We start from the raw sequence: 24,177 nt of genomic DNA, 5'->3' as shown, positions 1-24,177 counted from the left end.
TCGAGGAGTGATTTGATGAGTACAGGGTATCACATAGCAGTTGTCGGAGCTACCGGCGCAGTAGGAACAAAAATGATTGAGATGTTGGAGAAGACCACGTTGCCGATCAAAAAAATAACGTTGTTGGCATCCAAACGTTCTGCTGGGAAGACCCTTGTGTTCAAAAATGAACCGCTCGTTATTCAAGAGCTGACCGCAGATTCCTTTGCGGGAGTCGATATTGCATTGTTCAGTGCCGGTGGTGGCATTTCAAAACAATTTGCTCCAGAAGCAGTCAAACACGGTGCAGTCGTAATCGACAATACCAGTCATTTTCGGATGGATCCGAATGTTCCTCTAGTCGTTCCTGAGGTGAATCCTCATGCATTAGCACAACATAAAGGAATCATTGCCAATCCGAATTGTTCAACGATTCAAATGATGGTGGCATTAGAACCGATTCGTCAAAAAGTCGGTTTATCGAGGGTCTTGGTTTCAACGTATCAAGCAGTTTCAGGTGCTGGCGCACAAGCATTGGCTGAATTGACTCGTGAATCTCAAGAACTATTAGCCGGCAAAGCCGCTGATGAACTAAACCCTGAGATTTTACCAGCAGGCAGCGATAAAAAGCACTACCCAATCGCGTTTAATGCCTTGCCACAAATCGATGTCTTTGCTGAAGATGACTATACTTATGAAGAGTGGAAAATGATCAATGAAACAAAGAAGATCATGGAAGATACGCAGATCAAAGTAGCAGCTACGTGTGTGAGAATCCCTGTGTTTAGCGGTCATTCGGAGTCGATTTATATCGAGACCAAAGACCATGCCAGTGTTGAGGAAGTTAGGCAGTGGATCATCGAAGCCCCAGGAGCTGTCTTGCAAGATGATCCGAGTCAACAAGTGTACCCGCAAGCTTTGACCAGTGTGGACAAAACGGAAACCTTTGTTGGTCGGATTCGCAAAGATTTGGATGTCGAAAACGGCTTGCATTTATGGGTCGTTTCTGATAATTTGCTGAAAGGTGCGGCATGGAACTCTGTTCAAATCGCCGAAAGCCTGCATCAGCAAGGATTAGTTCATGTGTAAACCATAAGTTTTTCAGAAAAGTGTGGTGAATGCCACGCTTTTCTTTTTTTATTGTATAATGATTCTTTGCCATTTAGTGTTGGTAGAGAAAGACATAATTGAAACTTAGTTAAAACCAGTTAGGTATAGTGCTTAACTGGTTTTTTATTTCATTTGATTCTTTTGAGAGATAGCAGTTTTCATCCACAAAATTTGTTTGAGCGGTGAATACCGACTGACATTCTTTGCAGTGAAATCGTGTACATGCCAAGCGTAATTCTGTTTTTGTTACTCAATAAAGCAAAAGTTGGTCTTTTGTCTGATGTGATTTTATCTTAGTCGACTAAATTCTACCAATTAGGCTATCTCTTTTTCTATATTTTTTGTCCGCTAAGTTTTTCTTTTTTTGTGTGCTGTTTAGGATCTAGCATAATTTTTATAGTAGGCATCTAACATTTCTTTACGGAGTTAAAATGAACAATAGTGTAAAGTGATAAAACCTACCTTATTTTGAAAGGTGGATACATAGAATGAAATTAAAAAAATCATAAATAGCACATATTTGTGTGATAAAAGAATATTTTATTAAGAACATTTGTTTTTAAATGTGTCAAAGACATTGTTTGTTCAAACATAATTTTCGAACAATTGTTACCTTTCGTTAATGTAAGCTCAACTTAAATTATAATTAAGGAAATGTAAAAATAATATTCCTTCCTATCGTTTACATTAAAGGTGTGTCAAGGACACAAAAAAATAAGATTGGAAGTGGATTTATGAAAAAAGTTTTTTTGGTAGTAACAGCAGCGTTGGCAGTCATCAGTTTAGCAGCATGTGGACCCGGAAGTTCAAAAAAAAACCCAGAAAAATCACCGAAAACCGAACAAAAGCAAAAAAATAAATATGGTTCCGAGCAATCACCTAAAAAGCAGACGCCTAAGAAACAGACACCTAAAGGACAGACACCTAAAAAGCAGACACCTAAGAAACAAATGCCTAAGAAGCAAGAACCGAATCAAAACAAGGAAAAAGGGGAGGGATCAAAATCTAAAGACTCAAATGGACAGAAATCAAATGAATAAATTTGTTTGTCAAAACTAGATAATGGCTAAAGAAGTCCCGGTTCAAACAGGAGAACCAGGACTTCTTTAAGTGAAAATACGTATTTGATTATCAAACATTCACAAAAATGGAGGAACTGTAAGATGAGAAAAAAACTTTTATTTGTAGCTATGTCAGTAGGATTGCTTTTGTTTTCGGCATGCTCTAAGAGTGCTGATAAAGAGACCGCAGTAAGCTTTAAAGGTGGTACAATAACACAAAAAGACATCAATGATCAATTAAAAAAAATCAAAGGTGCAGATTCAGCAATCCAGCAGATGGTAGTTGAACGAGTGTATGAGAATAAGTATGGAGACGAAATAGCTACGAAGGATATTGAGAAAGAGTTTAATAAAATCAAAGAACAAGCCGGGAAATCCTTCGATTCTCAATTAGCTAAGTCTGGTAATACGGAATCAGAAGTAAAGCGAAAGATAAAGCAACAACTAGCCTTTAAAAAGGGCCTAGAAACTAATGTAGAAGTAAATCAAGAGAAATTAAAAAAAATATGGGAGACTTTCCATCCAGAAGTAGAAGTACAGCAAATTAAATTGAAAAATGAAGAGGATGCAAAAAAAGTAAAAAAATCTTTAGATGAGGGAGAAGATTTCTCGAAGTTGGTGAAGGAAAAATCAATAGATCAAAAATCAAATTCCAATGATGGGAAAGTGACATTTCATTCATATGCTTCATCTGTGCCAGAAGAAGTGAAAGAAGCTAGCTTCAAACTAAGTAACAGCGATATTTCAGAGATTATTCCGGTAAAGAATCTTATGACAAAACAAACGAGTTACTATATAGTTAAAATGATTCAGAACCAGGAAAAAGGAGATGATATTGAAAAATATTCTGACGAGTTAAAGCAAATTATAATTGAAAAACAATTAGCTGATCAAAAATTCGTAAAACAATCAATAAGTCAGGAATTGAAAGCTGCAAATGTGAAAATCAAAGATGCAACATTAAGTAATATTATGGATTCTTTAATTCATCAGGAGAATAAACAAGTGCCTAATAAGAATAACGAAAATGAAAAAGAGTCAAAATACAAAGATTCAAACCAAAAGGAATCAAAAGAATAAACATTTTGTGAAATCCAGAGAAGATTTAAAGAAGCTCAGGGTCAAACAGGAGAACCGGGGCTTCTTTAAACGAAAAGATAGGGTGTTTGCCTCAATCATTTAGGGATTGTTTTTTCTTCTTTTGAGTTATCATTAATAGTAAGCATGTGATCAAGGTTTGATTCGTATTTTTCTTCTACTTTAATAGGGGAATGCTTATGAATAATAGCTATAGATTTTGACATCGTAGAATAGTACTTTTCAACGGATTTTTTATATTGTTCCGGAGTGAGGTATTCGTTAGTTTGATACTCGGCGCTTCTTTCTAATGCTACTAAGGCAGCGTAATAATTCTCGAATGCCGATCTTAGTTCGGCATGTTTAATTTTTTTCGAGTCGTCCGTACTTAGTAAGCCAGTATGTTCTTTTAGAAAATTTAATTCTGCTCGTAGACTTTTTTGTATTAATTTCCAATTGTTTTCATCTTTTACATCATACGACCACCTTGTTTCAAGTGACTGCTTCATGATGTTAGACAGCTCATCTTCAGGAGTTTTTGAGCAACTTGCTAAAAAAAAGGATAATGTTATCAATCCAACAATAATATATTTTTTCATGTAATACCTTCTTTCTCTCGAATGGTATCGATTACATTTTTAAAATACCAGATAACTATGAATTTTTTCTAAAATATATAAGAAAAAGCAAAATTGTTAACTCATCTAGATATTTTGAGACTAATTGAAAAATCAAAAAATATATGTATGCATTCCCGCATTTTTGAATTCCTTTGACTACCCTTTAGTTGCGTTTTATTGCGAATGTTTGCGCTATTTTGTGTCATTGCGCTAACGAAAAACCTTAACGTTGCGAGATTTTGCGATTGATTGCAAGTAATATTGTTATTTTTGTTGTATAATAATAGGGACGGCTTATGCTTGGGAAATAATACAGTAGAAAAAAATTAAGAGGTGAATAAAAGTGGAAACGATAAAAATCATTCCTCTTGGCGGTGTACGCGAAAACGGAAAGAACATGTACATTGCTGAAGTTGGCGAGGATATATTTGTGCTGGATTGCGGTGTCCGTTACCCAGAAAATGAATTATTAGGGATCGATACAGTGATTCCAGACTTCACATATTTAGAAGAAAATGCCGACCGTGTGGCTGGTGTCTTCTTGACCCACGGGCATGCAGATGCGATTGGTGCATTGCCTTATTTCTTGGAGAATATCCAAGTACCGGTCTTTGGGACCGAGTTAACGATCGAACTAGCAAAATTGACCGTGAATAAAAATGAAGCTACCAAGCGCTTCAAAGATTTTCATGTGATCGATGAACATTCGGAGATCGACTTTGGCCATGCGACCATCAGCTTTTTCCGTACGACCCACTCTATCCCTGATTCTGTTGGAATCAGCGTAAAAACAGAAGCTGGCAATATCGTTTATACAGGAGATTTCAAGTTTGACCAAACAGCGATCCCTATGTATCAAACCGATTTTGGCCGCTTAGCGGAAATTGGAAAAGAAGGAGTCTTAGCATTGCTAAGTACGTCCTCAAATGCCGAAAATCCAACGCCGATTGCTTCTGAATTGACGATCCAAGATGAAGTTTATGACAATATCCGTTACTGGGAAGGTCGGATCATCGTCGCTAGCGTTGCTAGCAATTTGCAACGGGTGCAACAAGTATTAGATGCGGCGTTTCGTTCTGACCGCAAAGTCGTTTTGACTGGTCAAGATTTTGGTCGGATCATCAAAACGGCCATGAAGTTAGGGAAATTAAAATTACCTGCCGAAGACTTGCTGATCACCCAAAAAGAAATGAAAAAATACTCAGACGAACAGTTGTTGATTTTAGAAACAGGTCGTATGGGGGAACCAATCAAAGCGTTGCAAAAAATGGCCAACGGCTCTCACCGGACGCTGCGCATCAAAGAAGGAGATCTTGTTTACATCACAACGACGCCGACAACGGCAATGGAAACGGTGGTTGCGAAAACGGAAGATATCATCTATCGCGCTGGCGGTACCGTGAAACAGATCTCGGATAATTTCCGTGTTTCTGGTCATGCCAACCCGAATGATCTGCAGCTGATGTTGAATATGATGAAACCGAAGTACTTTATCCCTATTCAAGGCGAGTACCGCCAATTAGCCGCCCATGTGGACTTGGCGCAAGAAGTCGGGATTCCGATGAAAAATATCTTCATTACTGCGCGTGGGGATGTTTTAGAATACAAAAAAGGCGAAATGATCGCCGCAGGTGCGGTCCCAGCTGAAAACGTCATGATCGACGGGATCGGTGTCGGAGATATTGGGAATATCGTCCTGCGAGACCGCAAAGTCTTATCTGAAGATGGAATTTTCGTTGCAGTAGTGACGATCAATCGTCGCGAAAAGAAAATTATTTCTGCCCCTCAAATCACTTCTCGCGGGTTTGTCTACGTGAAAGCCAGCCGTGACCTGATTCGTGAAAGTGGCGAGATCGTAGAAGAAATCGTAGAAAAACACCTTCATGATGAAGAGTTTGAATGGAGCAAATTGAAACAAGATATCCGTGATCGTTTGAGTCGTTTCTTGTTTGAACAAACCAAACGCCGTCCAGTCATCTTGCCGGTCATCATGGAATCAAGCCAAAGAAATCGCAACCGTAAATAATTCGTTTTGACCTACTGACAAAAGCTGGTGAAAGAATAGCCGTTTGACGGCCGATTTCTTTTCGCCGAAGCTTTTGTTTTTTTTTGTGCAAGAAACAGGCGGCGTTTTTTCAATAAATGCCCCTTATTTTGATCGTGAATGGGCAGATAAGGATTGACGGCGAATGGATTTCGATCAATAATACAAAGTTGTCCCCCTAAGACTAGAGGAACAAAATAAGCAAAGAGAGGATGGTCGATTTGTGAATAGTTATCAAGAAAACCCAGTAGTACAACAGAGAAAGTGGTGGATTCTCATTGCTGTTTCGATGTTTACCTTTATGTCAACACTGGATGGGAGTATCGTAAATATCGCATTGCCGACGATCTCGGCAGATATGGGTGTACCTATGAATCAAGCGGAATGGGTCGTGTCCGTTTACTTGATGATCGTTTGTGCCTGCCTTTTATTATTCGGTAAGGTAGGGGACAGTTGGGGCAAAATCAAAGTTTTCCGCTTGGGAATGCTAATTTTTATTATCGGTTCGCTGTTATGCGGGTTTAATCACTCCTTAGCATTTCTTTTATTTGCCCGAGTGGTGCAAGCGATCGGTGCTAGCATGACGATGGCGACGAATACCGGAATCATTACTGAAGTTTTTCCTATGAGTGAACGAGGACGCGCCTTAGGGATGATTGGTGCCTTTGTTTCGTTAGGCTCCATCGCCGGTCCTGGATTAGGCGGAGTGATTTTGGCGCATTTTTCTTGGCCGTTTATTTTTTGGATCAATGTTCCTGTCGGTATTCTGACGATGATTGCTGGAGAAAAGGTGTTACCAAAAGATATTACCATGAGTCATGATTCCATTGATAAAACCGGGTTTGTGCTGTTTTCAATTGCAATTATCAGCTTCTTCGGCGGCATTTTTCTTGGACAAGAGCGTGGCTTTCTAACGTGGCTGCCGCTGCTGTTGGGTGGGATCGCTTTAGTGGCATTCATCGTCTTTTTGCGAGTAGAAGCGCGTCTGAGCAAACCGCTGATTACCTTTGGGATCTTTCGTAATAAAATTTTCACCATGAGCCTGATCACGGCGTTGCTGATCTTTTCTGCAAACTTTTTTGTCAATGTCGTGATTCCCTTTTACTTGCAAAGTGCCCGAGGCTTAACGCCGAGCGTGGCAGGAATGCTGATGATGGTCTTTCCTTTGATGATGGTCATTGGTTCACCACTTAGCGGGTATTTGACGGACCGTGTAGGACCGGAGATTTTGGTCTTAGCTGGCTTAGCGTTGCTGTCGATCACTCAGCTGATGTATATGTTTATGAATCAGGATACGCCGATTTGGTATTATATCGTTGCCACTGCCATCATGGGACTTGGCAATTCGTTGTTCCAATCCCCAAACAATACGATGGTAATGAGCAGTGTCACCAAAGAAAATCTTGGGGTGGCAGGTAGTCTAAATTCCTTTGCCCGCAATTTGGGCATGGTGTTAGGGATATCCTTAGCAACGACGATTCTCTATGCAGCAATGAGTCAAGCGTATGGAAAGCATGTGACGACCTATATCGCAGGTCGGGCAGATATTTTTGCCTATGGCATGAAAATCACCTTCTTTGGGGCGTTCCTTCTTTGCATCACGGCGTTATTCTTAACAGTCTGGCGCATCTATAAACAAGGCGGACGTAAGAAAACGCTATGATCGCTTGAAGTCATCAGGTCGAACTGTTCTATTCCTTATTCAGAAAGGGTAGAACAGTTTCTTTATTTTTCTTGACAAGAACCAGAAAAAGGACGGATGTAATAAAGCTGCCAGAATTTGTGCTTTTGGATTTCTGGCGTTATCTGTTATAATGAAAAATATTAGACTGTATTACTTAGATGGAAAGGGGAATGTTGTATGAAACTCACGTATCACGGACACTCAGTGCTTGCTATCCAATTAGCGGATGGCCAAAAATTGTTGTTTGACCCTTTTATTACTGGAAATGCTCTGACTGATTTAGATGCAGAGACAGTGGAAACCGATTGGCTTTTGATCACGCATGGTCATAGTGATCATATTGGGGATATGGTGCCGATCGCCAAAAGAAATGAAGCGCCAGTGATCAGTGTCGTTGAAATTTGCCGCTATGCAGCCCGCAAAGGCGTTGCTGAGACGCATGGCATGAATATGGGAGGTTCTTTTGAGTTTCCGTTTGGCAAAATCTCAATGGTGGAAGCGAAACACAGCTCTGGCCTTGAAGAAGACGGAACGATGATCTATATGGGCAATCCTGTTGGAATCATTTTAGAAGCAGAAGGCAAAACCATCTACCACGCTGGAGATACTGCACTCTTTAGCGATATGGCGATGATCGGTGAACGTTTCGACATCGATGTGGCATTTTTACCGATCGGGGATAATTTTACGATGGGCGTTCAAGATGCCGCAACAGCAGCGGCCCTTTTAAACGCGAGCAAAGTAGTACCGATCCATTACAATACGTTTCCAATGATCAAGCAAGATCCGCAAACCTTCGTGAATTTATTGCCGGCAGGTGTGGGCCAGATCCTTGCAGTCGGTGAGACATTAGAAGTTTAAGCAACAGGAAGATTCGTAGTAGGAATAGGGGATAATTATGGCGACAAAACACGACTTGATTTTAGCGCATATCGAGAATCTGCCTGTAGGCGATCGCATCTCGGTGCGGGGAATCGCAAAAGACTTGAATGTCAGTGAAGGAACAGCCTATCGGGCAATCAAAGATGCGGAAAATATCGGCTTGGTTTCAACGATCCAGCGTGTCGGAACCATCCGTATCGAACGAAAACTAAAAAAACACATTGAAAAACTAACTTTCGGCGAAGTCGTCCAAATCATTGAAGGTGATGTTTTGGGCGGCGCTGCCGGTTTGGACAAAGACTTGAACAAATTTGTTATCGGCGCCATGAAAGAATCAGCAATGGAACGCTACATCACGCCTGGCTCCTTAGTGATCGTCGGAAACCGCAACGAAGTCCACAAGTTGGCACTGGAGGATGGCGCAGCCGTCTTGATCACGGGAGGCTTTGAAACAACAGAGGAAATCTGTCGTTTAGCAGACGAATTGGAGTTGCCGATTTTACAAACGACCTATGACACCTTTACCGTGGCAACGATGATCAACCGTGCCTTAAGCGACCAGCTGATCAAAAAGGACATTATGCTGGTGAGTGACATTTATATGCCATTGGAAAAAACCAAGTATCTGCACACCTTTGATACGGTCAAGGATTACAAACTACTCTCGGAGTCTACCAATCACTCCCGCTATCCAGTCGTCAACAAGAATATGCGGGTCGTTGGGATCATCACAGCCAAAGATGTCTTAGAAAAGCCTGATACGCAGATCATCGAACGAATCATGACCCGGGAACCACGGGTCGTAAAAAAAGAGATGAGTGTGGCCTCTGCCAGCCATCAGATGATTTGGGATGGCTTAGAAGTGATGCCCGTCGTAGCTGATGACCTTTCTTTGATTGGGATTGTCACACGCCAAGACATTATGAAAGCGATGCAGATGGTCCAACGACAAACGCAAATTTCAGATACGATTTCTGACCAAATCTCGGGACAGATGCAAGTTATCGAACAAGATTTTGAAGGGAACAAATTGCCGCAGCCGTATTTCAGCTTTGCGGTGACGCCCCAAATGGTTAATGAAGTCGGAACGATCTCTTTTGGTGTCTTGAGTGAAGTAATCGCTAATACGGCGAAACGTACGATGCAGTTGAATCAACGACGCAATAGCTGGATCGAGCAAGTCAATCTGCATTACTTCCGTTTGATCCAATTAGAAAGCGAGATCATCATTCAACCGAAGATTCTAGAACTGGGGCGACGTTCGGCGAAAATCGATATCGAAGTATCGATCGAAAATTCCTTAGTGGCAAAAGCGATCGTGGTATGCCAAGTAATGGAACGCCCATAAATCATCGAAAACGGCACTTATGGAAAAATTTTAGAGAGAAAGTTGAGACCATTCATGAAGGTACAAGAAGAAATACTTGCAACAATCAAAGCATTCGACCGGATCATTATCCATCGGCACCAGCGCCCTGATCCAGATGCATTAGGATCACAAGTGGGGTTGGCAGAAATTTTACGAGCTAGTTTTCCCAAAAAAGAAATCTATCAAGTTGGCGGACCCGTTGAAGGATTGGATTACTTGGCGCTGATGCAGACGATCCCTGATGATTTGTATAAAGGGGCGCTGGTGATCGTTACAGATACGGCCAATGCACCACGGATCAGTGACCAACGCTATGATCAAGGGGCGAAATTGATCAAAATCGATCATCACCCTAATGATGAACCTTACGGAGAACTGGTTTGGGTCAATACGAAAGCCAGCAGCTGTAGTGAGATGATCGTTTCGTTTTGGCAAATGTTTCAAAACGAGCTGACGATGACGCAAGAAGCGGCTCGTCTGTTATATGCGGGCATTGTTGGTGATACTGGACGGTTTTTATATCCGGCAACGACAGCGACAACCCTGCGCTTAGCGGCTGAACTATTGGATTACGGCTTTGATGCTCCGAAGATCAATCGTCAATTGGATCAAGTCTCTCGCAGTGTTGCTCGCCTTTCAGGGTATGTCTACGAAAACATCGAGATTGATGAGATTGGTGCTGGTAAAGTGATCCTATCGCAAGAATTGCAGCAGCGTTTTGGCGTAGTAGATTCGGAAACCTCAGCAGTCGTTTCCTTACCAGGGAAAATCGACGAAGTGATGGCTTGGGCGATCTTTGTCGAACAACCAGAAGGCTATTACCGTGTGCGGATGCGTTCGAAAGGTCCAGTGATCAATGAGATCGCCAAACGCCATCATGGTGGTGGACATCCGCTTGCCAGTGGAGCAAATGCAAAAGACCTTGAAGAAGTTGCAGTGATCTATCAAGAGATCCAAGCAGCGATCAAAGAATTTCAAGCAGAATAAACACTTTTACAAGCACATTTGCCAATAGAAAAAGGGCGTGCCAAAAGCTTTCGGCACGCCCTTTTTTAGACAAAACGCAGCGCAGGCTCATCACTGAACCGGTACTGCGTTTTTTTGTTGCGTATTTACGAGAAAATAAGAAGTTTACCCCCGTAGATCGTCTAAAAATTCGGTTTTGCTTTTCGTTTTCTCGTCTTTCATTTTGATGACTTTAGCTGGTGAGCCAGCAACGACTGCTCCAGCAGGGACATCTTCCGTCACCACAGAACCGGCAGCAACGACTGCACCTTCGCCGACACGGACGCCTTCAAGGACGACGGCATTTGCGCCGATCAAAACATTGTCTTCAATGATGACTGGGCTTGCTGAAGGTGGCTCAAGAACGCCAGCCAAGACAGCACCAGCGCCAATATGGGCTTTTTTCCCAACGGTTGCCCGAGCACCTAAAATCGCACCCATATCGATCATGGTTTCTTCACCAACCACAGCACCAATGTTGATCACTGCCCCCATCATGATAACGGCATTTTTTTCAATGATGGCTTGGTCACGGATAAAGGCACCTGGTTCGATACGGGCATCGACTTTCGTCAAGTCCAACAAAGGAATCGCTGAGTTGCGGCGATCATTTTCCAGATAGTGATCGGTGATTTTGTCTTGGTGCGCGGTTAAAAACTCAGCTACTTTTTGACTGTCACCAACCACGAAATAGAAGGTGCCGTTACCAAACAATTGGATGCCATCTGCTTGGACGTCGCCAAGATCTCCATTGATATAGACTTTTACAGGTGTTTGTTTATTTGCTTCTTTGATATATTTTGCTAATTGATAAGGATCGGAAAATTGTAATTCTGTCATGAGAGACCACCTTTACTTGTCGATTAGATTTTGCATGGAATAAAAACCGGCTGGTTGATCGGCTAAAAATTCCGCTGCTTTTAGCGCACCATTGGCGAAGATTTCGCGGGAGAGCGCAGTGTGTTTTAATTCAATGATTTCATCCTGCCCAGCATAGATGACAATGTGTTCCCCAGGGATCGTTCCGCCGCGAACGGCATGGATGCCCATCTGCTTGCGGTCATTTACTAGATCACTGCCTTCACGCCCGTAGAGATACTCTTTTTTTGTTTCGCAGCTGTCATTGATACTGTCTGCCAACAGCAAAGCTGTACCGCTTGGTGCATCAAGTTTTTGATTATGATGCTTTTCGATAATCTCAATGTCAAAGTCAGCTTCTAATGCGGGGGTGATACTTTGTAGTGCTTTGATCAGTACATTGATCCCCAACGACATATTGGCAGAATAGAAAACCGGAATCACTTTAGCAGCCAACGGCAGCATCATCTGCGTGTCTTCCGTCAAACCAGTTGTAGCAACCACGATTGGCAGCTGCTGTTCGACACAATAGTTCAACAAGGCAGGCACATTGCTATAATGAGAAAAATCAATCACCAAATCGATCGGTTGCGTGATTTTTTCTGGACGATCATAGATTGGAAAAGGACCATCTAATTGCTCGGTACGATCTAAGCCGGCGGCCACTTCTAACTGAGGGTGCTTTGCGATCAGGCTTTGCAACACTTTGCCCATGCGACCGTTTGCACCGCTTAATAAAATTTGTTTCACCAAAAACTCCTCCTTACAGCAATCCGTAATTGGTCATTTCTTCTTCTAAATGAACGAGGGTCGCATCTTCCGGGACACCCAAAGGCAAACGATAATGCAATTCGCATTTGCCCAGTAAGGAGACCGCTGCTTTGATCGGCACAGGATTTACTTCACTGAAAATCGCATCGATCAACGGTTTTTGTCGCAACTGCTCTTTGATGGCTGCTTTTACATCACCATTTAAGAAATCAGCAACGAGTTGTGCCGTTTGTTTCGGAGCGATATTGCCGATCGTTGAAATCACGCCAGAGCCACCTAAAGCTAAAATTGGGGTTACTTGATCGTCATTTCCTGAATAGATCGCAAAGTCATCATCCGCAAGACGAGCGATTTCTGCGATTTGCGAAATATCACCGCTGGCCTCTTTGATGCCTTTGATATTAGGGATTTTTTTTAGTTCTGCCACGGCTTCAGGTGTTAAATTTAAGCCGGTTCTTGAGCTGACGGAGTATAAGATCACTGGCAGCTCAACGCTTTGACAGATTGCTTCATAGTGAGCGACTAAACTTTTCTTGGTCGCTTTGTTGTAGTAAGGTGTTACAACCAATAATGCGTCAGCACCAACGCGCTGTGCTTCTTTTGAAAGATGGATCCCATGTTGGGTATTGTTGGAGCCTGTTCCTCCGATAACGGGGATTCGACCAGCAACTTGTTTTACCACCGCTTCGATCACCGCGATATGTTCTTCATCGTCTAACGTGGATGCTTCACCGGTCGTACCGCATGCAATGATTGCATTCGTTCCTTGCTGCACATGCCACTCCGCTAACTCCTTCAGCTTATCGAAATCCACCGAACCATCTTGAAGCATAGGGGTAATCAACGCAACGCCAGAACCTTTGAATATTGTCAAACTACGACACATCCTTTCAACCAATTTATTTTTCGTTACTCTACGTATAAGTGTACCAAAACGAGGGGTAAAATTTTCAATAAAAATCGAAACATTTCGACAATTTATACTATAGATTATTCGAATTATATACTATAATATTAAACAATATCAATGAAAAACTGAATATTCGCTGGTTTTTATGGATATTTTTAAAAGGAATGTATAGAAAGGTGTTTTAACATGCAAGTATCGCAAACAGTCACAGAATTAACCGAAGACGTGGTTCGTTTTCGTCGTGAATTACATACAATCCCTGAATTAGGGTTAACTGAGTTCAAAACAAAGGAATACTTGCTGCGTCAGTTGCAATCCTTTGGGATCAAAGAAATCTATCCAGTGATTGAAACCGGCTTGATTGCTGTCTTTCGCAGTGAGCGTCCAGGAAAGACACTGGCCTTTCGAACGGATATCGATGCACTACCGATCAAAGAAGAGACCGGTGTTTCTTTTGCTTCCAAACATGAAGGAAAAATGCACGCCTGCGGTCATGATGGCCATATGGCAACGATGCTAGGGTTTGCCAAATACTTAGCGACGCATCCTGAAGTGATTCGTGGAACGATCGTTTTGATTTTCCAACCAGCCGAGGAAAGCCCCGGTGGCGCTCAACTGATGATCGATGAAGGCATCTTACGAGATTTTGGCGTGGAAAAAATCGTGGGGCTGCATGTCTTCCCAGACTTTCCCGAAGGAGTCATTGCGAGTCGGAAAGGTCCGATGATGGCCCGTAACGGCGAGATCAATCTAACGATCAACGGTACGAGTGCCCATGGTGCCCAGCCTCATCAAGGGCATGATGCCATTTTAGCTGCGGCTGCGATCATTCAAGGATTGCATTCGATCATTTCACGCAATATCAGCCCGCTTTCTGCTGGGGTCATCACTTTTGGGAAGATCCATGGGGGAGATGCGGAAAATATCATTCCCGGCAAGGTCGTTTTAAAAGGAACGATGCGGGCGTTTGAAGATGAAGTCTATGAAACGATGACGCGCAGAATCACCACTGTCGCACAAGAAATCGCCAAAGGATATGATTGCACGGCGGATGTTGAATTCGAACATCTTTATCGTGTCGTGGACAATGATCCTGAGATGGTGGAAGTATTGGAAAAAGTGGTCGGGGAGAGCTACCGAGAAACACCGCCATATATGTTGGCAGAGGATTTTTCGATGTACCAAAAGGAAATCCCCGGCGTCTTTTTCTTTGTCGGTACCCGAAATGAAGAAAAAGGTTATGTCCACCCTTTACACAGCAGCAAAATGAATTTTGACGAAAAAAATCTATTGCAAGGCATCGAATGCTACGTTCGTTTGATCGAGGCGTTGAACGAGCCGACAGACAAGGAGTAAAGCGATGGCAAAAGAAATCAAGAACAATCACTTATACATTGACGGTTGCGATACCGTTGAACTGGCAAAAACCTTTGGAACCCCCCTTTACGTGTATTCCGTTTCGGAGATTCGCGAAGAATGCCAAAAGATTCAGGCGCAGTTTTTGACGCGCTACAGCAAGACACGAGCAGCCTATGCCGCTAAAGCTTTCTGTACTACAGCGATGCTGCAAGTGATCAAGTCAGAAGGACTTTCATTAGACGTGGTTAGCGGTGGGGAGCTGTATACAGCGATCCAAGCTGATTTTCCAGCAGAACACATCGAGTTTAACGGCAATAACAAATCCATTGAAGAATTAGCAGCCGCCCTTGATTATGGCGTGGGACGGATCATCGTTGATGGCATTCAAGAAGTCGGCTTGATCCGCGCGTTATGTCAAGAAAAGCAAGTCGTTGCTAAAATCTTGTTGCGCATCACACCCGAGGTTTCGGTCAGCACCCATCAATTTATCTCGACCGGACAAAAAGATTCAAAATTCGGGATTCCTTTAGATGAAGAAATCTTATTTCCATTAGTGGAAGAAGTGATTCAAGCACCTGAATTGGATTTCTATGGCCTGCATTTTCATGTCGGCAGTCAATTGTCGGACAATCGCTCACATCTAGCGGCAGTTGATGCGGCTTTGGCCCTTGTCCAAACCATTCATGAACGTTTTGATTATTGGATCAAAGAACTAAATGTTGGCGGCGGCTTTGGCGTTCGATACACAGATGCAGATATTCGCCAACCCTACAGCTATTTTTTAGATCCTGTGATGGAAAAAATCGACGCCTTTTATGCGCAGCACCAGAGCGAACGTCCGACCATCGTTATTGAACCCGGTCGCAGTATCGTCGCAGAAGCAGGTATCAGTTTGCACACCATCGGCAGTATCAAGACATTGCCGGGAATCAGAACATACGCCAGCATTGACGGTGGCATGACAGACAATATTCGTCCTGGTCTTTATCAGGCAACTTACACTGGGATCTTAGCCAACCGCGCTTCCGAAGCAGCGACACAGAAGATCACCATTTCTGGTAAAGCTTGTGAGAGCACAGACATCTTAGTAAAAGATCTTGCATTACCGCCCGTTGAAACTGGGGATCTGTTTGCTACGTTCGCAACAGGAGCTTACGGCTATTCGATGGCCAGCAGCTACAATAATTTACAGATACCCGCAGTCGTCTTTGTGGAAAATGGCCAAGCGGAATTAGCCGTTAAACGCCAGTCCTACGAGCAAATGCTGCAAAATGAAGTGGTTCCTTCGTTTCTAAAAGAAGAAGCTTCCAGCAAGTAAAATTTTGAAAAGCAGGTGACAACATGACGATTCCTTATACAAAAATGCAAGGTGCGGGGAATGATTTTATCGTAATCGATAACCGCACATTGAAATTCTCCCATGAACAACTGTCGCAATTTGCTGCTCAAGTTTGCCATCGGAAATTTTCTGTCGGCGCGGATGCAGTCATGGCAGTGGATTTCCCCACAGGAACCGCTGATTTTCGGATGCGGTTTTACAATGCTGATGGGACCGAAGCAGAAATGTGCGGCAACGGCGCTCGCTGTATTGCCCGTTATGCCTTTGAGAAGGGAATTGCTGGCGAGCAGATGACCATCGAAACAGTTGCTGGCGATGTCCCCGCATGGCGCTTGTCGGCAAAACACTACAAAGTAACCTTGAACCCACCAACCGTGACAACGTTTGATCAAGCGTACCCGAATCCAACGGTTTCTTTCGTGGACTATGTGGAATTAGGTGATCCGGGAATCCCTCATGCGGTGGTTCACTATCCTGGTCTGGCAGAAACTGAGTTGGAACAGCTAGCTGAACTTGCCAAAGAAATTCGCTATTGGGAAGTTTTCCCAAAAGGGGCCAATGTCAATTTCTATGAAGAAGACGAGAAAGGTGAGCTGATCGTTCGCACGTATGAGCGAGGGGTGGAAGGTTTTACCTATGCGTGCGGCACAGGATCTGGTGCCACTGCGTATGTCGTGACCAAACGCCAACAGCAAGCGGCAGCGAATGTCTTGCTGCACGTGTTAGGTGGCCAGTTAACGGTAGAAGTTGATGTTGATCAGGGCGCATTAGAATTGATCGGTGATGCGGTTATGGTCTCTGAAGGCTTGATTCTAGATGAGAATTTGACTCTGTAAACACTGTGAAAGTTATTGCAAAAAGATGATATTTTCGTTAAAAAAAGAATTGACATTCATTTGAGGCTATCGTATAGTTAAACACAAATTAAAAAACACGCGATGATAAGAAGAGTAAGTCAGTTTCGATTGGATCAGAGAGCTCGGATTGGTGAGAAAGAGCACAGCCGTTTGACTGAAGATGGCCTTGGAGCGTTTGGACGTGAGCAAAAGCAAGCGTGCAGCGGGATTGCCCGTTATAGCAAAGCAGTTGATAAACTGATAAGGTTGGCTGATTGTGCCAATGAATCAAAGGTGGTACCACGAACAAGGTTGTTTCGTCCTTTCTCTATGATGGAGAAAGGACGTTTTTTTATTATAAAAAGGGGGTACAAAAAAATGAAACAGTTGAAAAAGGGAGTCGTTGGATTAGTTGCTGCTGCTTTCTTAATTACATTGGCAGCTTGTGGCAATACTAGCAGCACAGGGGATACACAGTCTGGTGAAAACAGTGTAAATGCAGTGGAAGAAAAAGTCGTTGGAGTTGCGCCGGGACCATACTGGGACATGGTGACAGAGGTGATTTCTCCATTACTGGAAGAAAAAGGGTATCAACTTACGACTAAAGTGTTTAATGATTATATTCAGCCGAACAATGCCTTGGCGAATGACCAAATCGATGCCAATTTGTTTCAACATACGGCCTATCTAGAAAAATTTTCGGCAGATAACCAGTTATCCCTTACGGCATTACAAAAAGTGCCCACACTGGGAATGGGCATCTATTCGAATCAACTGTCCAGCTTGGATGAGTTAGCAGACGGGGCGACTGTTTCGATTGCCAATGATGCCTCAAATTTAGCTCGGACCTTGCAACTGTTAGCTGCCAATGAGTTGATCACCATCGCAGACAATATCGACGAAACGAAAGCAACAGTGAATGACATCGAAGGAAATCCGAAGAATCTGACATTTAAAGAATTAGACGCAGCTCAATTGGCTCGTTCGTTAGATACAGTCGATTTAGCTTTAGTACCAGGAAACTTCGCTTGGGCGGCTTCTCTTGATCCCGCAGATGCTTTGGCGTTGGAGTCATTGAAAGAAGAATATAAAAATGTCTTTGTGGTGTCCTCCGAAGAAGAAGACAGTGATTTTGCTAAGGCAGTTACGGAAGTATTAGAAAGTGACGCATTTAAAAAAGCGATTGCCGAATCACCGTTCAGCAACTTTGATCAACCGAAATTTTGGACTGAGTAAGAAGGGCATATCTTATGGCAAAAATAGAAGTAAAACAAGTATCAGTGACATTCACTCATAAAAAACAAATCAAAAAAGCAGTGGATTCCGTTGATTTTTCCGTTCAAGCTGGAGAAGTATATGGGATCGTCGGATTGAGCGGTGCTGGGAAAAGTACTTTGGTTCGTACGTTGAATCTACTGCAGGTGCCTTCTAGCGGTCAAATTCTGATTGATGGTCAAGACATCACGCAAGCTAAAGGCAAACACTTGCGTGAAGTACGACAAAAAATCGGGATGATCTTTCAGCATTTCAATCTGATCCATAATCGAACCATCAAGGAAAATTTAGCCTTTGCTTTGCGTGCTGGACATTATCCGCAAGAAAAGCAAGAAGCGAGGATCAAGGAACTGTTGGAAATGGTGGATCTGCCTCACAAAATTCACGAGTATCCGAATAATTTGTCTGGGGGAGAAAAGCAGCGGATCGGCATTGCACGAGCGATTGCCAATGAACCTGAGATTTTGTTATGTGACGAAGCTACCAGTGCGTTAGATGTTGAAACGACTGAAGAAATTTTGAAATTATTGATCCGAATCAAGGAACAGACAGGCATCACCATCGTCTTTATCACCCATGAATTGGATGTTGCCCGCAAGTTTTTTGATCGGGTGGCAGTGATGGAGAAGGGTCGGATCGTTGAAGAACAAACGACCTACGGCTTGTTCAGTCAGCCTAAACAGCCTATTACGAAAAAACTGGTAGGTCGTTACTTGGATCTGACGCTTCCCGAGGAAATTCTAGCATCCTTCACGGAAGGCGACTTGCTGGAATTGCGCTATCAAGGGGAGTATACGTTAGAACCACTGATTTCGACTGTAGCCAAAGCCTATGATGTGTCGATCAATATTATCCACGGAAAAATTGAGTATATCAAAAAAGATGTGATCGGTATTTTGTATATCTATTTGACCGGATCCGCCGAAGAAGCAGCAAAAGCCCGAGAACACCTAGCTGCGAACGTCTTTTCTCTAAGAAAGATAGGTGAGAAAAATGGCTGATACGCTTGAGATTTTAAAAACAAACCTGCCCCAAGCACTATGGGAAACATTCTTCATGGTGGGAACTTCAGCAATTATAGGAGTAGTTTTCGGCTTATTGATTGGATTAGTCCTGTTTTTAGTCGGCAGTAACCTTTTTCATAAAAATGTTTTCTTGCATCATCTGGCCGATTTTGTCGTCAATGCAATCCGTTCGCTACCATTTTTGATCTTATTGATTACGTTGATTCCGTTATCAGCGGTGCTGATCGGTGATCCTTATACCCCGGCGGGCGGAGCGATTGCTTTATCGATTGCCGCGATTCCTTTTTACGCCCGAATCGCTGAATCCGCATTTGCCGAAATCGACTATGGCGTCCTTGAAGCTAGTGTCGCTTCCGGAGCATCGACGGGGCAAGTTATTCGCGAAGTGATTTTACCAGAAAGTCTGCCAGCTTTGATTCGCGGATTTGTGTTAACTTTGATCAGTCTTTTAGGCTACTCGGCGATGGTGGGAACGATTGGCGCAGGCGGCATTGGCGATTTAGCGATTCAGTATGGTTATTATCGCTATGAAACGGCGATTTTGATTGTGGTGATTCTCTTGTTGATCCTTTTGGTACAACTCATCCAATGGATCGGCGATGCTTGTGCAAATTATTTCTCGAAATAAAAATGAATTCTGTGTAGTTCCTTTTCGGATACACTTGAATTATCGCTTCTGTTATTACTCTACAGAAGCGATTTTTTTGCTTATCGGTCACTGATTTTTGGTTGCGCCACTAGTGGTTTTTCGGTATGCTGATGGTGAGTTGTTTTTTACAGCGAAAATTATATTTTAAAGGAGCAACACTATGACTCAAATTCCTAATTGTCCAAATTGCCAATCTGAATACGCTTATGAAGACCGCGGGCTGTTTGTTTGTCCTGAATGCGGAAACGAATGGCAAGAGCAACAAGCGGCGGAAGAAGCACCCGTATACAAAGATGCCAATGGCAATATTTTAGTAGATGGTGATACAGTAACGGTCATCAAAGACTTGAAAGTCAAAGGCGCATCTGGCGCCATCAAACAAGGGACGAAAGTGAAAAACATCAAATTAGTCGAAGGCGACCATAACATTGATTGCAAGATCGATGGCTTCGGCCCAATGAAACTAAAATCAGAATTTGTAAAAAAAGGTTAAAAACAAAATCTTCCAGTCATCTTCATAATTTTTTCACCACTTTAATGGTAAAATAAGGTCAAAGATTAAAAGGGGGAATTTTATCGTGTATGGTATGGGCGGATACGGGTTCGGCTTTTTTTATGACCCGACTTTCATTCTTGTAATTATCGGTATGGTGATTTCGCTAGCAGCGTCAGCGTACGTCAAAAGTACCTTTAACAAATATGACAAAGTCAGAAGTAAAAATAATATTACCGGCACAAAAGCGGCGCAGTACATCTTGCAGAGCCAAGGAATCAATAATGTTGGTGTGCAAGCAATCGCTGGTGATTTGACGGATAATTACAATTCTGGCAACAAAATGTTGAGTTTATCGCAATCCACCGCACAATCAACTTCGGTAGCAGCAATCGGTGTTGCGGCCCATGAGTGTGGTCACGCAGTCCAAGATGCCAAAGGCTATTTTCCTTTGCGTTTGCGTCATGCGATCGTACCGATCGCCAATATCGGAACCAGCATCTCGATCCCGTTGATTTTGATCGGGGTACTATTACGAGGCTCGTTTCTGATCAACTTAGGTTTGTTGGCTTTCTCATTGGCGTTTATTTTCCAATTAGTGACCTTGCCAGTCGAGTTCGATGCCTCAAAACGGGCGATCCGTATTTTGGCAGATGGTGGCTTGTTAACAGAAGAGGAAGTACCACAAGCGAGAAGAGTGCTCTTTGCCGCAGCGTTGACCTATGTCGCAGCTGCCGTAGCAACCTTATTGCAACTCTTACGTTTGATTATTTTATTTGGTAATAACAACCGTCGGAATTAATCGACAGTGTGACAGAAAAAAGACCAGCTCAGCATTCTGAACTGGTCTTTTTTCGTTATTCTACTATTAAGTAAACGTAATAGACGTTTTCAACGCTTTTTAAATTTTCTTCAGATAGATTGTTTTCCATTTCAGCAAATAGTTTTAGGTCACCGCCTTGTGCAATGTAAATCAAAGGAATCTCAACATTTTTTTTGATTTCTAGTGGATCTTCTTCAATGTGATAGATTGCTCCCCCGGGAAGATCATTGTCTTCTCCAAGAGAAATATACTGAAATGCCGTAAGATCTGTCGTTGTTTCTGATGCACCGCCATTGGAAGATAAGTTTACGAACAGCTTTTTTTCTCCTTTAGAAATACCAATTGTTAAATAACCGTTATAATTGCTTTTGGTATCTGTCATTAAGGAAGCAATCAGCTTGTGGGTTGTTTTCTCGCCTTTTTGGTAGTGATTAAAGTAAACCGTCATCGCTCGAGCTTGGGTATTAAATTTTAGCTGTGAGCCAAAATCAAATAACAATCTGGAAAGATCCATTTGATTTTCGACTTGAACTATATGATTATCTGGAACACCCGCTATTTTTTCTCCTCGAAAAGGACCGTAATTGTAATAGTTTAAATAAAGCCCCCCAGGTAGACCAATCAATACTAACAAAGACAGTACAGCAATAAAAATTGTCCTACGTGTGTTTTTTAGTCGAGCTTTTTTCACGATTTTTTTAAATTCTTGATCTTTAATAGTCATGATTCTTTTCCTCCATTCGTTTTTTCAGTTGTTTTCTTCCTCGGTATAATGCTGTTTTGATGCTATCTTCCGAGCGATTCAGTAAGAAGCTTTTTTCTTTTAAGCTCAAATTTTCTGCGTACTTCATGATCAAAAGGGTGGAGGTAGAAACGGGTAATTCTTGAAGTGCTTCATAAAGATCATCATCGGTTTCTTGCCAGTTGATACTAGAAGCAGTCACTGGCAAATACTGCCTGACGATTTCTCGCCGTCGCTTTGTTTGTTTATATAAAGTAAAGTAACCATTGATCCCCACACGAAACAGCCACGGACGAATCGCTTCTGCGGATAAGACCGAATCGATTTCAAGGATTTTCACAACTGCTTCTTGAGCAATATCTTCGGCATCCTGTTGAGAAGCGCCGAGGGACTGCAGGTAATGAACCAAGTCATTCGTTAACTGCAGTAAATAATGTTCGTAAGCATCCAAACGCATTTTTCTCCCTCCTTAACAATACAACAACTGAAAATAAAAAAAGTGAACATCTTTCAACTGAAAAAATCGAAAAAAATCGAGAAAACGTTAAATTAATCGATTGAGTTGTGCTTATTTTCTCAAAGAACAAAAAGAATGACAATGATTGGTTGGAGAAAATCTAGAAATTTTAGCAGAATGAGTAAGAACTAAACGAAAATGAAAAAAACTGCAGTGAAATGACACGTGTTTTCATGTCATTTCACTGCAGTTTTTTATAAAAGGAGATATGCATCTCAGTTGTTTTTAATAGAATCGCTTAAGAATTAATGGATATGACAGATAGGTGCTCTGTCCAAAAATCAGTAAAATCTTTGATTGTTCCATCTTTATTTAGCTGTGCCTGTTCAAATACTGCATTATTTTTTCCGAATGGATCAATTGCGATAATTGTTCCAATCCCAGCACGCTTGGCAGCAAGCAAACCTGAATAAGCATCTTCGATAACAAGACAATCAGCAGGAGCTAAGCCCAATTTGCCAGCCGCTTTAAGAAAAATATCCGGTTGCGGTTTTCCAGGAAAAGAGCCATCGTCATAGACGATCTTATCCCAATCAAACCAGCGTGCTAAATCGAAAGTATCAAAATAAAAAGCAACATTCTCTTTAACAGTAGCCGTGGCAATCGTTAATGGAATCTGCTGGTCAGTCAGCTGATCAAGAGTCGCTTCAAGCCCCTTTGTCAATTGGAGATCGTTCTCATTTTGCAAGCAAAGCATACGATAATAGCTTTCTTTTTCTTCTGACAAGACGGCGATCTCAGAGACAGTCAAATGTTCTGAAATGAAATGTTTTAAAATCTCCGTATTCGTTCGACCATGGATATTTTTTAAAATATCCTCATCTGATAAACCATCTTTTGTATGATCATGAATCATGTGCAGCCAAGCAGCTTCATGTAGATGAGAGTCCAAAAACATTGTTCCGTTGAAATCAAAAATAATCCCTTTCATAGTTACACTCCTATAGTGGTATTTTCGGTTGAATCAGCAATTTGCAGATCGACATATTGTGCATAGTGCTCTTGCAGCTCAGGTGATATTTGACGATCCGTAATGAGTAGGTCGAAGTCATGCAAATTATAAAATACATAAAAATCATCTCGGTTGAACTTTTTGTTATCAACGAGCAGATATTTCTTGCGGGAATTATTTAAAGCGATCTGTTGTGCTTCTCCTTCTTCTGTACTGTAAGTAGAAATGGCTTCGTTGTGTACCCCGTTTGAACTGATAAATGCTTTTGTAAACTTTAATCTTCTTAAATTGTCGTTAGTAATCGGCCCAACAAATGCACCGGTATTTTTACGAAAATCACCGCCAATTAGTAAAATTTCCGGTCCATCTGCTTGCGCAAGAATATCAAAAACCGGGTAATTATTAGTAATGATCCGGATTTTCTTGTTCAGTAAATGTGTCGCCAATAGTTCGATTGTTGTACCTGGTCCTAAGAAAATCGTTTCTCCCTCGTGAATCAATGAGGCTGCTGCGGCAGCAATTTCTTTTTTTTCTTGAATCTGTAAAGTGGCTTTTTCGGTGTGAGAAAGTTCTTGATCTAAAGTATAGGAAAGACTTTGGGCCCCTCCATGGATACGTAGCAGCTTGCCCGATTTTTCTAATTCATCTAAATCTCTGCGAACGGTCATATCAGAAACATCTAATTGATTGATGATCTCGTTAACAGTAAGAATTCCTTTTTTATTGACCATTTCTACGATAGTAAACAATCTTTCTTTTTTCAGCATCGTCTTCACCTCTAATTTAAAGATAATCTA

The 24,177-nt window shown here is 42.1% G+C and carries 24 protein-coding genes and 1 other annotated feature; of the genes, 16 read left to right on the top strand and 8 right to left on the bottom strand.

Annotated elements, in window-relative coordinates:
* Positions 1–15: 15 nt before the first annotated feature.
* The 3 genes from IGI92_RS13635 to IGI92_RS13625 all read left to right on the top strand — a co-directional run bounded on the left by IGI92_RS13635 (position 16) and on the right by IGI92_RS13625 (position 3,230).
* The gene (locus IGI92_RS13635; RefSeq protein ID WP_301388827.1) at positions 16–1,068 is read left to right on the top strand and encodes an aspartate-semialdehyde dehydrogenase; all 1,053 of its coding nucleotides are present in this window, start codon (positions 16–18) and stop codon (positions 1,066–1,068) included.
* 755 nt (positions 1,069–1,823) lie between these two features.
* Complete coding sequence (locus tag IGI92_RS13630) at positions 1,824–2,129, top strand: hypothetical protein (protein WP_301388829.1); 306 nt, start codon at positions 1,824–1,826, stop codon at positions 2,127–2,129.
* Between the two features lie 123 nt (positions 2,130–2,252).
* Entirely contained in the window at positions 2,253–3,230 is a 978-nt protein-coding gene (locus IGI92_RS13625) for a peptidylprolyl isomerase (protein WP_301388831.1), read from the top strand.
* 95 nt (positions 3,231–3,325) lie between these two features.
* Here IGI92_RS13625 and IGI92_RS13620 read toward each other — a convergent pair whose 3' ends face one another.
* Positions 3,326–3,826: a hypothetical protein gene (locus IGI92_RS13620; protein ID WP_301388833.1), complete on the bottom strand. Its 501-nt coding sequence runs from the start codon at positions 3,824–3,826 to the stop codon at positions 3,326–3,328.
* A gap of 364 nt (positions 3,827–4,190) precedes the next feature.
* Here IGI92_RS13620 and IGI92_RS13615 point away from each other — a divergent pair, with 364 nt between their 5' ends.
* The 5 genes from IGI92_RS13615 (at position 4,191) to IGI92_RS13595 (ending at position 10,813) form a co-directional block, all read left to right on the top strand.
* Positions 4,191–5,873: a ribonuclease J gene (locus IGI92_RS13615; protein WP_005228243.1), complete on the top strand. Its 1,683-nt coding sequence runs from the start codon at positions 4,191–4,193 to the stop codon at positions 5,871–5,873.
* A gap of 241 nt (positions 5,874–6,114) precedes the next feature.
* Positions 6,115–7,554 carry an MFS transporter gene (locus IGI92_RS13610; RefSeq protein ID WP_008380496.1) on the top strand — a complete coding sequence of 480 codons (1,440 nt, stop codon included), beginning with the start codon at positions 6,115–6,117 and terminating at the stop codon, positions 7,552–7,554.
* A gap of 198 nt (positions 7,555–7,752) precedes the next feature.
* A complete protein-coding gene (locus tag IGI92_RS13605; protein ID WP_005233945.1) occupies positions 7,753–8,436 on the top strand; it encodes a metal-dependent hydrolase in 684 nt (227 codons plus the stop codon).
* 37 nt (positions 8,437–8,473) lie between these two features.
* Positions 8,474–9,805 carry a DRTGG domain-containing protein gene (locus IGI92_RS13600; protein ID WP_005233948.1) on the top strand — a complete coding sequence of 444 codons (1,332 nt, stop codon included), beginning with the start codon at positions 8,474–8,476 and terminating at the stop codon, positions 9,803–9,805.
* A gap of 54 nt (positions 9,806–9,859) precedes the next feature.
* A complete protein-coding gene (locus tag IGI92_RS13595) occupies positions 9,860–10,813 on the top strand; it encodes a DHH family phosphoesterase (RefSeq protein WP_008380500.1) in 954 nt (317 codons plus the stop codon).
* Between the two features lie 144 nt (positions 10,814–10,957).
* Here the strand turns inward: IGI92_RS13595 and dapD are convergent, their stop codons facing one another.
* Genes dapD through dapA form a run of 3 tightly spaced genes read right to left on the bottom strand, consistent with a single transcriptional unit; the run spans position 10,958 to position 13,334 of the window.
* Positions 10,958–11,671 (bottom strand): 2,3,4,5-tetrahydropyridine-2,6-dicarboxylate N-acetyltransferase, encoded by a 714-nt coding sequence (gene dapD / locus IGI92_RS13590; RefSeq protein WP_005233952.1) that lies wholly within the window; start codon positions 11,669–11,671, stop codon positions 10,958–10,960.
* 12 nt (positions 11,672–11,683) lie between these two features.
* Positions 11,684–12,439 (bottom strand): 4-hydroxy-tetrahydrodipicolinate reductase, encoded by a 756-nt coding sequence (gene dapB / locus IGI92_RS13585; RefSeq protein ID WP_005233953.1) that lies wholly within the window; start codon positions 12,437–12,439, stop codon positions 11,684–11,686.
* A 13-nt stretch (positions 12,440–12,452) separates the two neighbouring features.
* Positions 12,453–13,334, bottom strand: coding sequence for a 4-hydroxy-tetrahydrodipicolinate synthase (dapA, locus tag IGI92_RS13580; RefSeq protein WP_008380503.1), 882 nt, complete (start codon positions 13,332–13,334; stop codon positions 12,453–12,455).
* Between the two features lie 222 nt (positions 13,335–13,556).
* On the opposite strand from dapA, the gene IGI92_RS13575 reads away from it, so the two are divergent.
* From IGI92_RS13575 to IGI92_RS13540, 8 genes are all read left to right on the top strand, one after another.
* A complete protein-coding gene (locus tag IGI92_RS13575; RefSeq protein WP_008380505.1) occupies positions 13,557–14,726 on the top strand; it encodes a M20 metallopeptidase family protein in 1,170 nt (389 codons plus the stop codon).
* Between the two features lie 4 nt (positions 14,727–14,730).
* On the top strand, positions 14,731–16,047 hold the full coding sequence (gene lysA / locus IGI92_RS13570; RefSeq protein WP_005233959.1) for a diaminopimelate decarboxylase: 1,317 nt from the start codon (positions 14,731–14,733) through the stop codon (positions 16,045–16,047).
* Positions 16,048–16,070: 23 nt separating this feature from the next.
* Positions 16,071–16,904, top strand: coding sequence for a diaminopimelate epimerase (dapF, locus tag IGI92_RS13565; RefSeq protein ID WP_301388841.1), 834 nt, complete (start codon positions 16,071–16,073; stop codon positions 16,902–16,904).
* Positions 16,905–16,997: 93 nt separating this feature from the next.
* Positions 16,998–17,232: a binding site (T-box leader), on the top strand.
* Positions 17,233–17,282: 50 nt separating this feature from the next.
* On the top strand, positions 17,283–18,140 hold the full coding sequence (locus IGI92_RS13560; RefSeq protein WP_430607247.1) for a MetQ/NlpA family ABC transporter substrate-binding protein: 858 nt from the start codon (positions 17,283–17,285) through the stop codon (positions 18,138–18,140).
* A 14-nt stretch (positions 18,141–18,154) separates the two neighbouring features.
* Entirely contained in the window at positions 18,155–19,180 is a 1,026-nt protein-coding gene (locus tag IGI92_RS13555; protein WP_151195952.1) for a methionine ABC transporter ATP-binding protein, read from the top strand.
* Positions 19,173–19,832, top strand: a complete 660-nt coding sequence (locus IGI92_RS13550) for a methionine ABC transporter permease (RefSeq protein WP_005233963.1) — start codon at positions 19,173–19,175, stop codon at positions 19,830–19,832. The genes IGI92_RS13555 and IGI92_RS13550 overlap by 8 nt, the downstream gene beginning before the upstream one ends.
* A gap of 181 nt (positions 19,833–20,013) precedes the next feature.
* Complete coding sequence (locus IGI92_RS13545) at positions 20,014–20,346, top strand: zinc ribbon domain-containing protein YjdM (RefSeq protein ID WP_005233964.1); 333 nt, start codon at positions 20,014–20,016, stop codon at positions 20,344–20,346.
* A 94-nt stretch (positions 20,347–20,440) separates the two neighbouring features.
* Positions 20,441–21,148, top strand: a complete 708-nt coding sequence (locus IGI92_RS13540) for a zinc metallopeptidase (protein WP_016612795.1) — start codon at positions 20,441–20,443, stop codon at positions 21,146–21,148.
* A 55-nt stretch (positions 21,149–21,203) separates the two neighbouring features.
* On the opposite strand, the gene IGI92_RS13535 is transcribed toward IGI92_RS13540, so the two are convergent.
* From IGI92_RS13535 to IGI92_RS13520, 4 genes are all read right to left on the bottom strand, one after another.
* Complete coding sequence (locus IGI92_RS13535) at positions 21,204–21,893, bottom strand: hypothetical protein (protein WP_016621697.1); 690 nt, start codon at positions 21,891–21,893, stop codon at positions 21,204–21,206.
* Positions 21,883–22,368: an RNA polymerase sigma factor gene (locus IGI92_RS13530; protein WP_016621695.1), complete on the bottom strand. Its 486-nt coding sequence runs from the start codon at positions 22,366–22,368 to the stop codon at positions 21,883–21,885. The genes IGI92_RS13535 and IGI92_RS13530 overlap by 11 nt, the downstream gene beginning before the upstream one ends.
* Positions 22,369–22,666: 298 nt before the next feature.
* Positions 22,667–23,359 carry an HAD family hydrolase gene (locus tag IGI92_RS13525; protein WP_144330899.1) on the bottom strand — a complete coding sequence of 231 codons (693 nt, stop codon included), beginning with the start codon at positions 23,357–23,359 and terminating at the stop codon, positions 22,667–22,669.
* A 2-nt stretch (positions 23,360–23,361) separates the two neighbouring features.
* A complete protein-coding gene (locus tag IGI92_RS13520) occupies positions 23,362–24,147 on the bottom strand; it encodes a DeoR/GlpR family DNA-binding transcription regulator (protein WP_016621693.1) in 786 nt (261 codons plus the stop codon).
* Positions 24,148–24,177 lie beyond the last annotated feature (30 nt).

The organism is Enterococcus sp. DIV2379 (genome assembly GCF_050542965.1).
Lineage (GTDB): Bacteria > Bacillota > Bacilli > Lactobacillales > Enterococcaceae > Enterococcus_D > Enterococcus_D entomosocium.
Note: the sequence above shows the minus strand (reverse complement) of the source record. Positions and strands in the feature narration are given on the sequence as shown.

Bases quoted from the DNA above. Each gene is read 5' to 3' on its own strand.
- IGI92_RS13520 (WP_016621693.1), bottom strand. From the start codon at position 24,147: ATGCTGAAAAAAGAAAGATTGTTTACTATCGTAGAAATGGTCAATAAA.
- dapF (WP_301388841.1), top strand. From the start codon at position 16,071: ATGACGATTCCTTATACAAAAATGCAAGGTGCGGGGAATGATTTTATC.
- IGI92_RS13575 (WP_008380505.1), top strand. From the start codon at position 13,557: ATGCAAGTATCGCAAACAGTCACAGAATTAACCGAAGACGTGGTTCGT.
- IGI92_RS13595 (WP_008380500.1), top strand. From the start codon at position 9,860: ATGAAGGTACAAGAAGAAATACTTGCAACAATCAAAGCATTCGACCGG.
- dapD (WP_005233952.1), bottom strand. From the start codon at position 11,671: ATGACAGAATTACAATTTTCCGATCCTTATCAATTAGCAAAATATATC.
- IGI92_RS13630 (WP_301388829.1), top strand. From the start codon at position 1,824: ATGAAAAAAGTTTTTTTGGTAGTAACAGCAGCGTTGGCAGTCATCAGT.
- IGI92_RS13530 (WP_016621695.1), bottom strand. From the start codon at position 22,368: ATGCGTTTGGATGCTTACGAACATTATTTACTGCAGTTAACGAATGAC.
- IGI92_RS13545 (WP_005233964.1), top strand. From the start codon at position 20,014: ATGACTCAAATTCCTAATTGTCCAAATTGCCAATCTGAATACGCTTAT.
- IGI92_RS13555 (WP_151195952.1), top strand. From the start codon at position 18,155: ATGGCAAAAATAGAAGTAAAACAAGTATCAGTGACATTCACTCATAAA.
- IGI92_RS13535 (WP_016621697.1), bottom strand. From the start codon at position 21,893: ATGACTATTAAAGATCAAGAATTTAAAAAAATCGTGAAAAAAGCTCGA.
- lysA (WP_005233959.1), top strand. From the start codon at position 14,731: ATGGCAAAAGAAATCAAGAACAATCACTTATACATTGACGGTTGCGAT.
- IGI92_RS13625 (WP_301388831.1), top strand. From the start codon at position 2,253: ATGAGAAAAAAACTTTTATTTGTAGCTATGTCAGTAGGATTGCTTTTG.
- IGI92_RS13600 (WP_005233948.1), top strand. From the start codon at position 8,474: ATGGCGACAAAACACGACTTGATTTTAGCGCATATCGAGAATCTGCCT.
- IGI92_RS13635 (WP_301388827.1), top strand. From the start codon at position 16: ATGAGTACAGGGTATCACATAGCAGTTGTCGGAGCTACCGGCGCAGTA.
- IGI92_RS13605 (WP_005233945.1), top strand. From the start codon at position 7,753: ATGAAACTCACGTATCACGGACACTCAGTGCTTGCTATCCAATTAGCG.
- IGI92_RS13550 (WP_005233963.1), top strand. From the start codon at position 19,173: ATGGCTGATACGCTTGAGATTTTAAAAACAAACCTGCCCCAAGCACTA.
- IGI92_RS13620 (WP_301388833.1), bottom strand. From the start codon at position 3,826: ATGAAAAAATATATTATTGTTGGATTGATAACATTATCCTTTTTTTTA.
- IGI92_RS13540 (WP_016612795.1), top strand. From the start codon at position 20,441: ATGGGCGGATACGGGTTCGGCTTTTTTTATGACCCGACTTTCATTCTT.
- IGI92_RS13560 (WP_430607247.1), top strand. From the start codon at position 17,283: ATGAAACAGTTGAAAAAGGGAGTCGTTGGATTAGTTGCTGCTGCTTTC.
- IGI92_RS13525 (WP_144330899.1), bottom strand. From the start codon at position 23,359: ATGAAAGGGATTATTTTTGATTTCAACGGAACAATGTTTTTGGACTCT.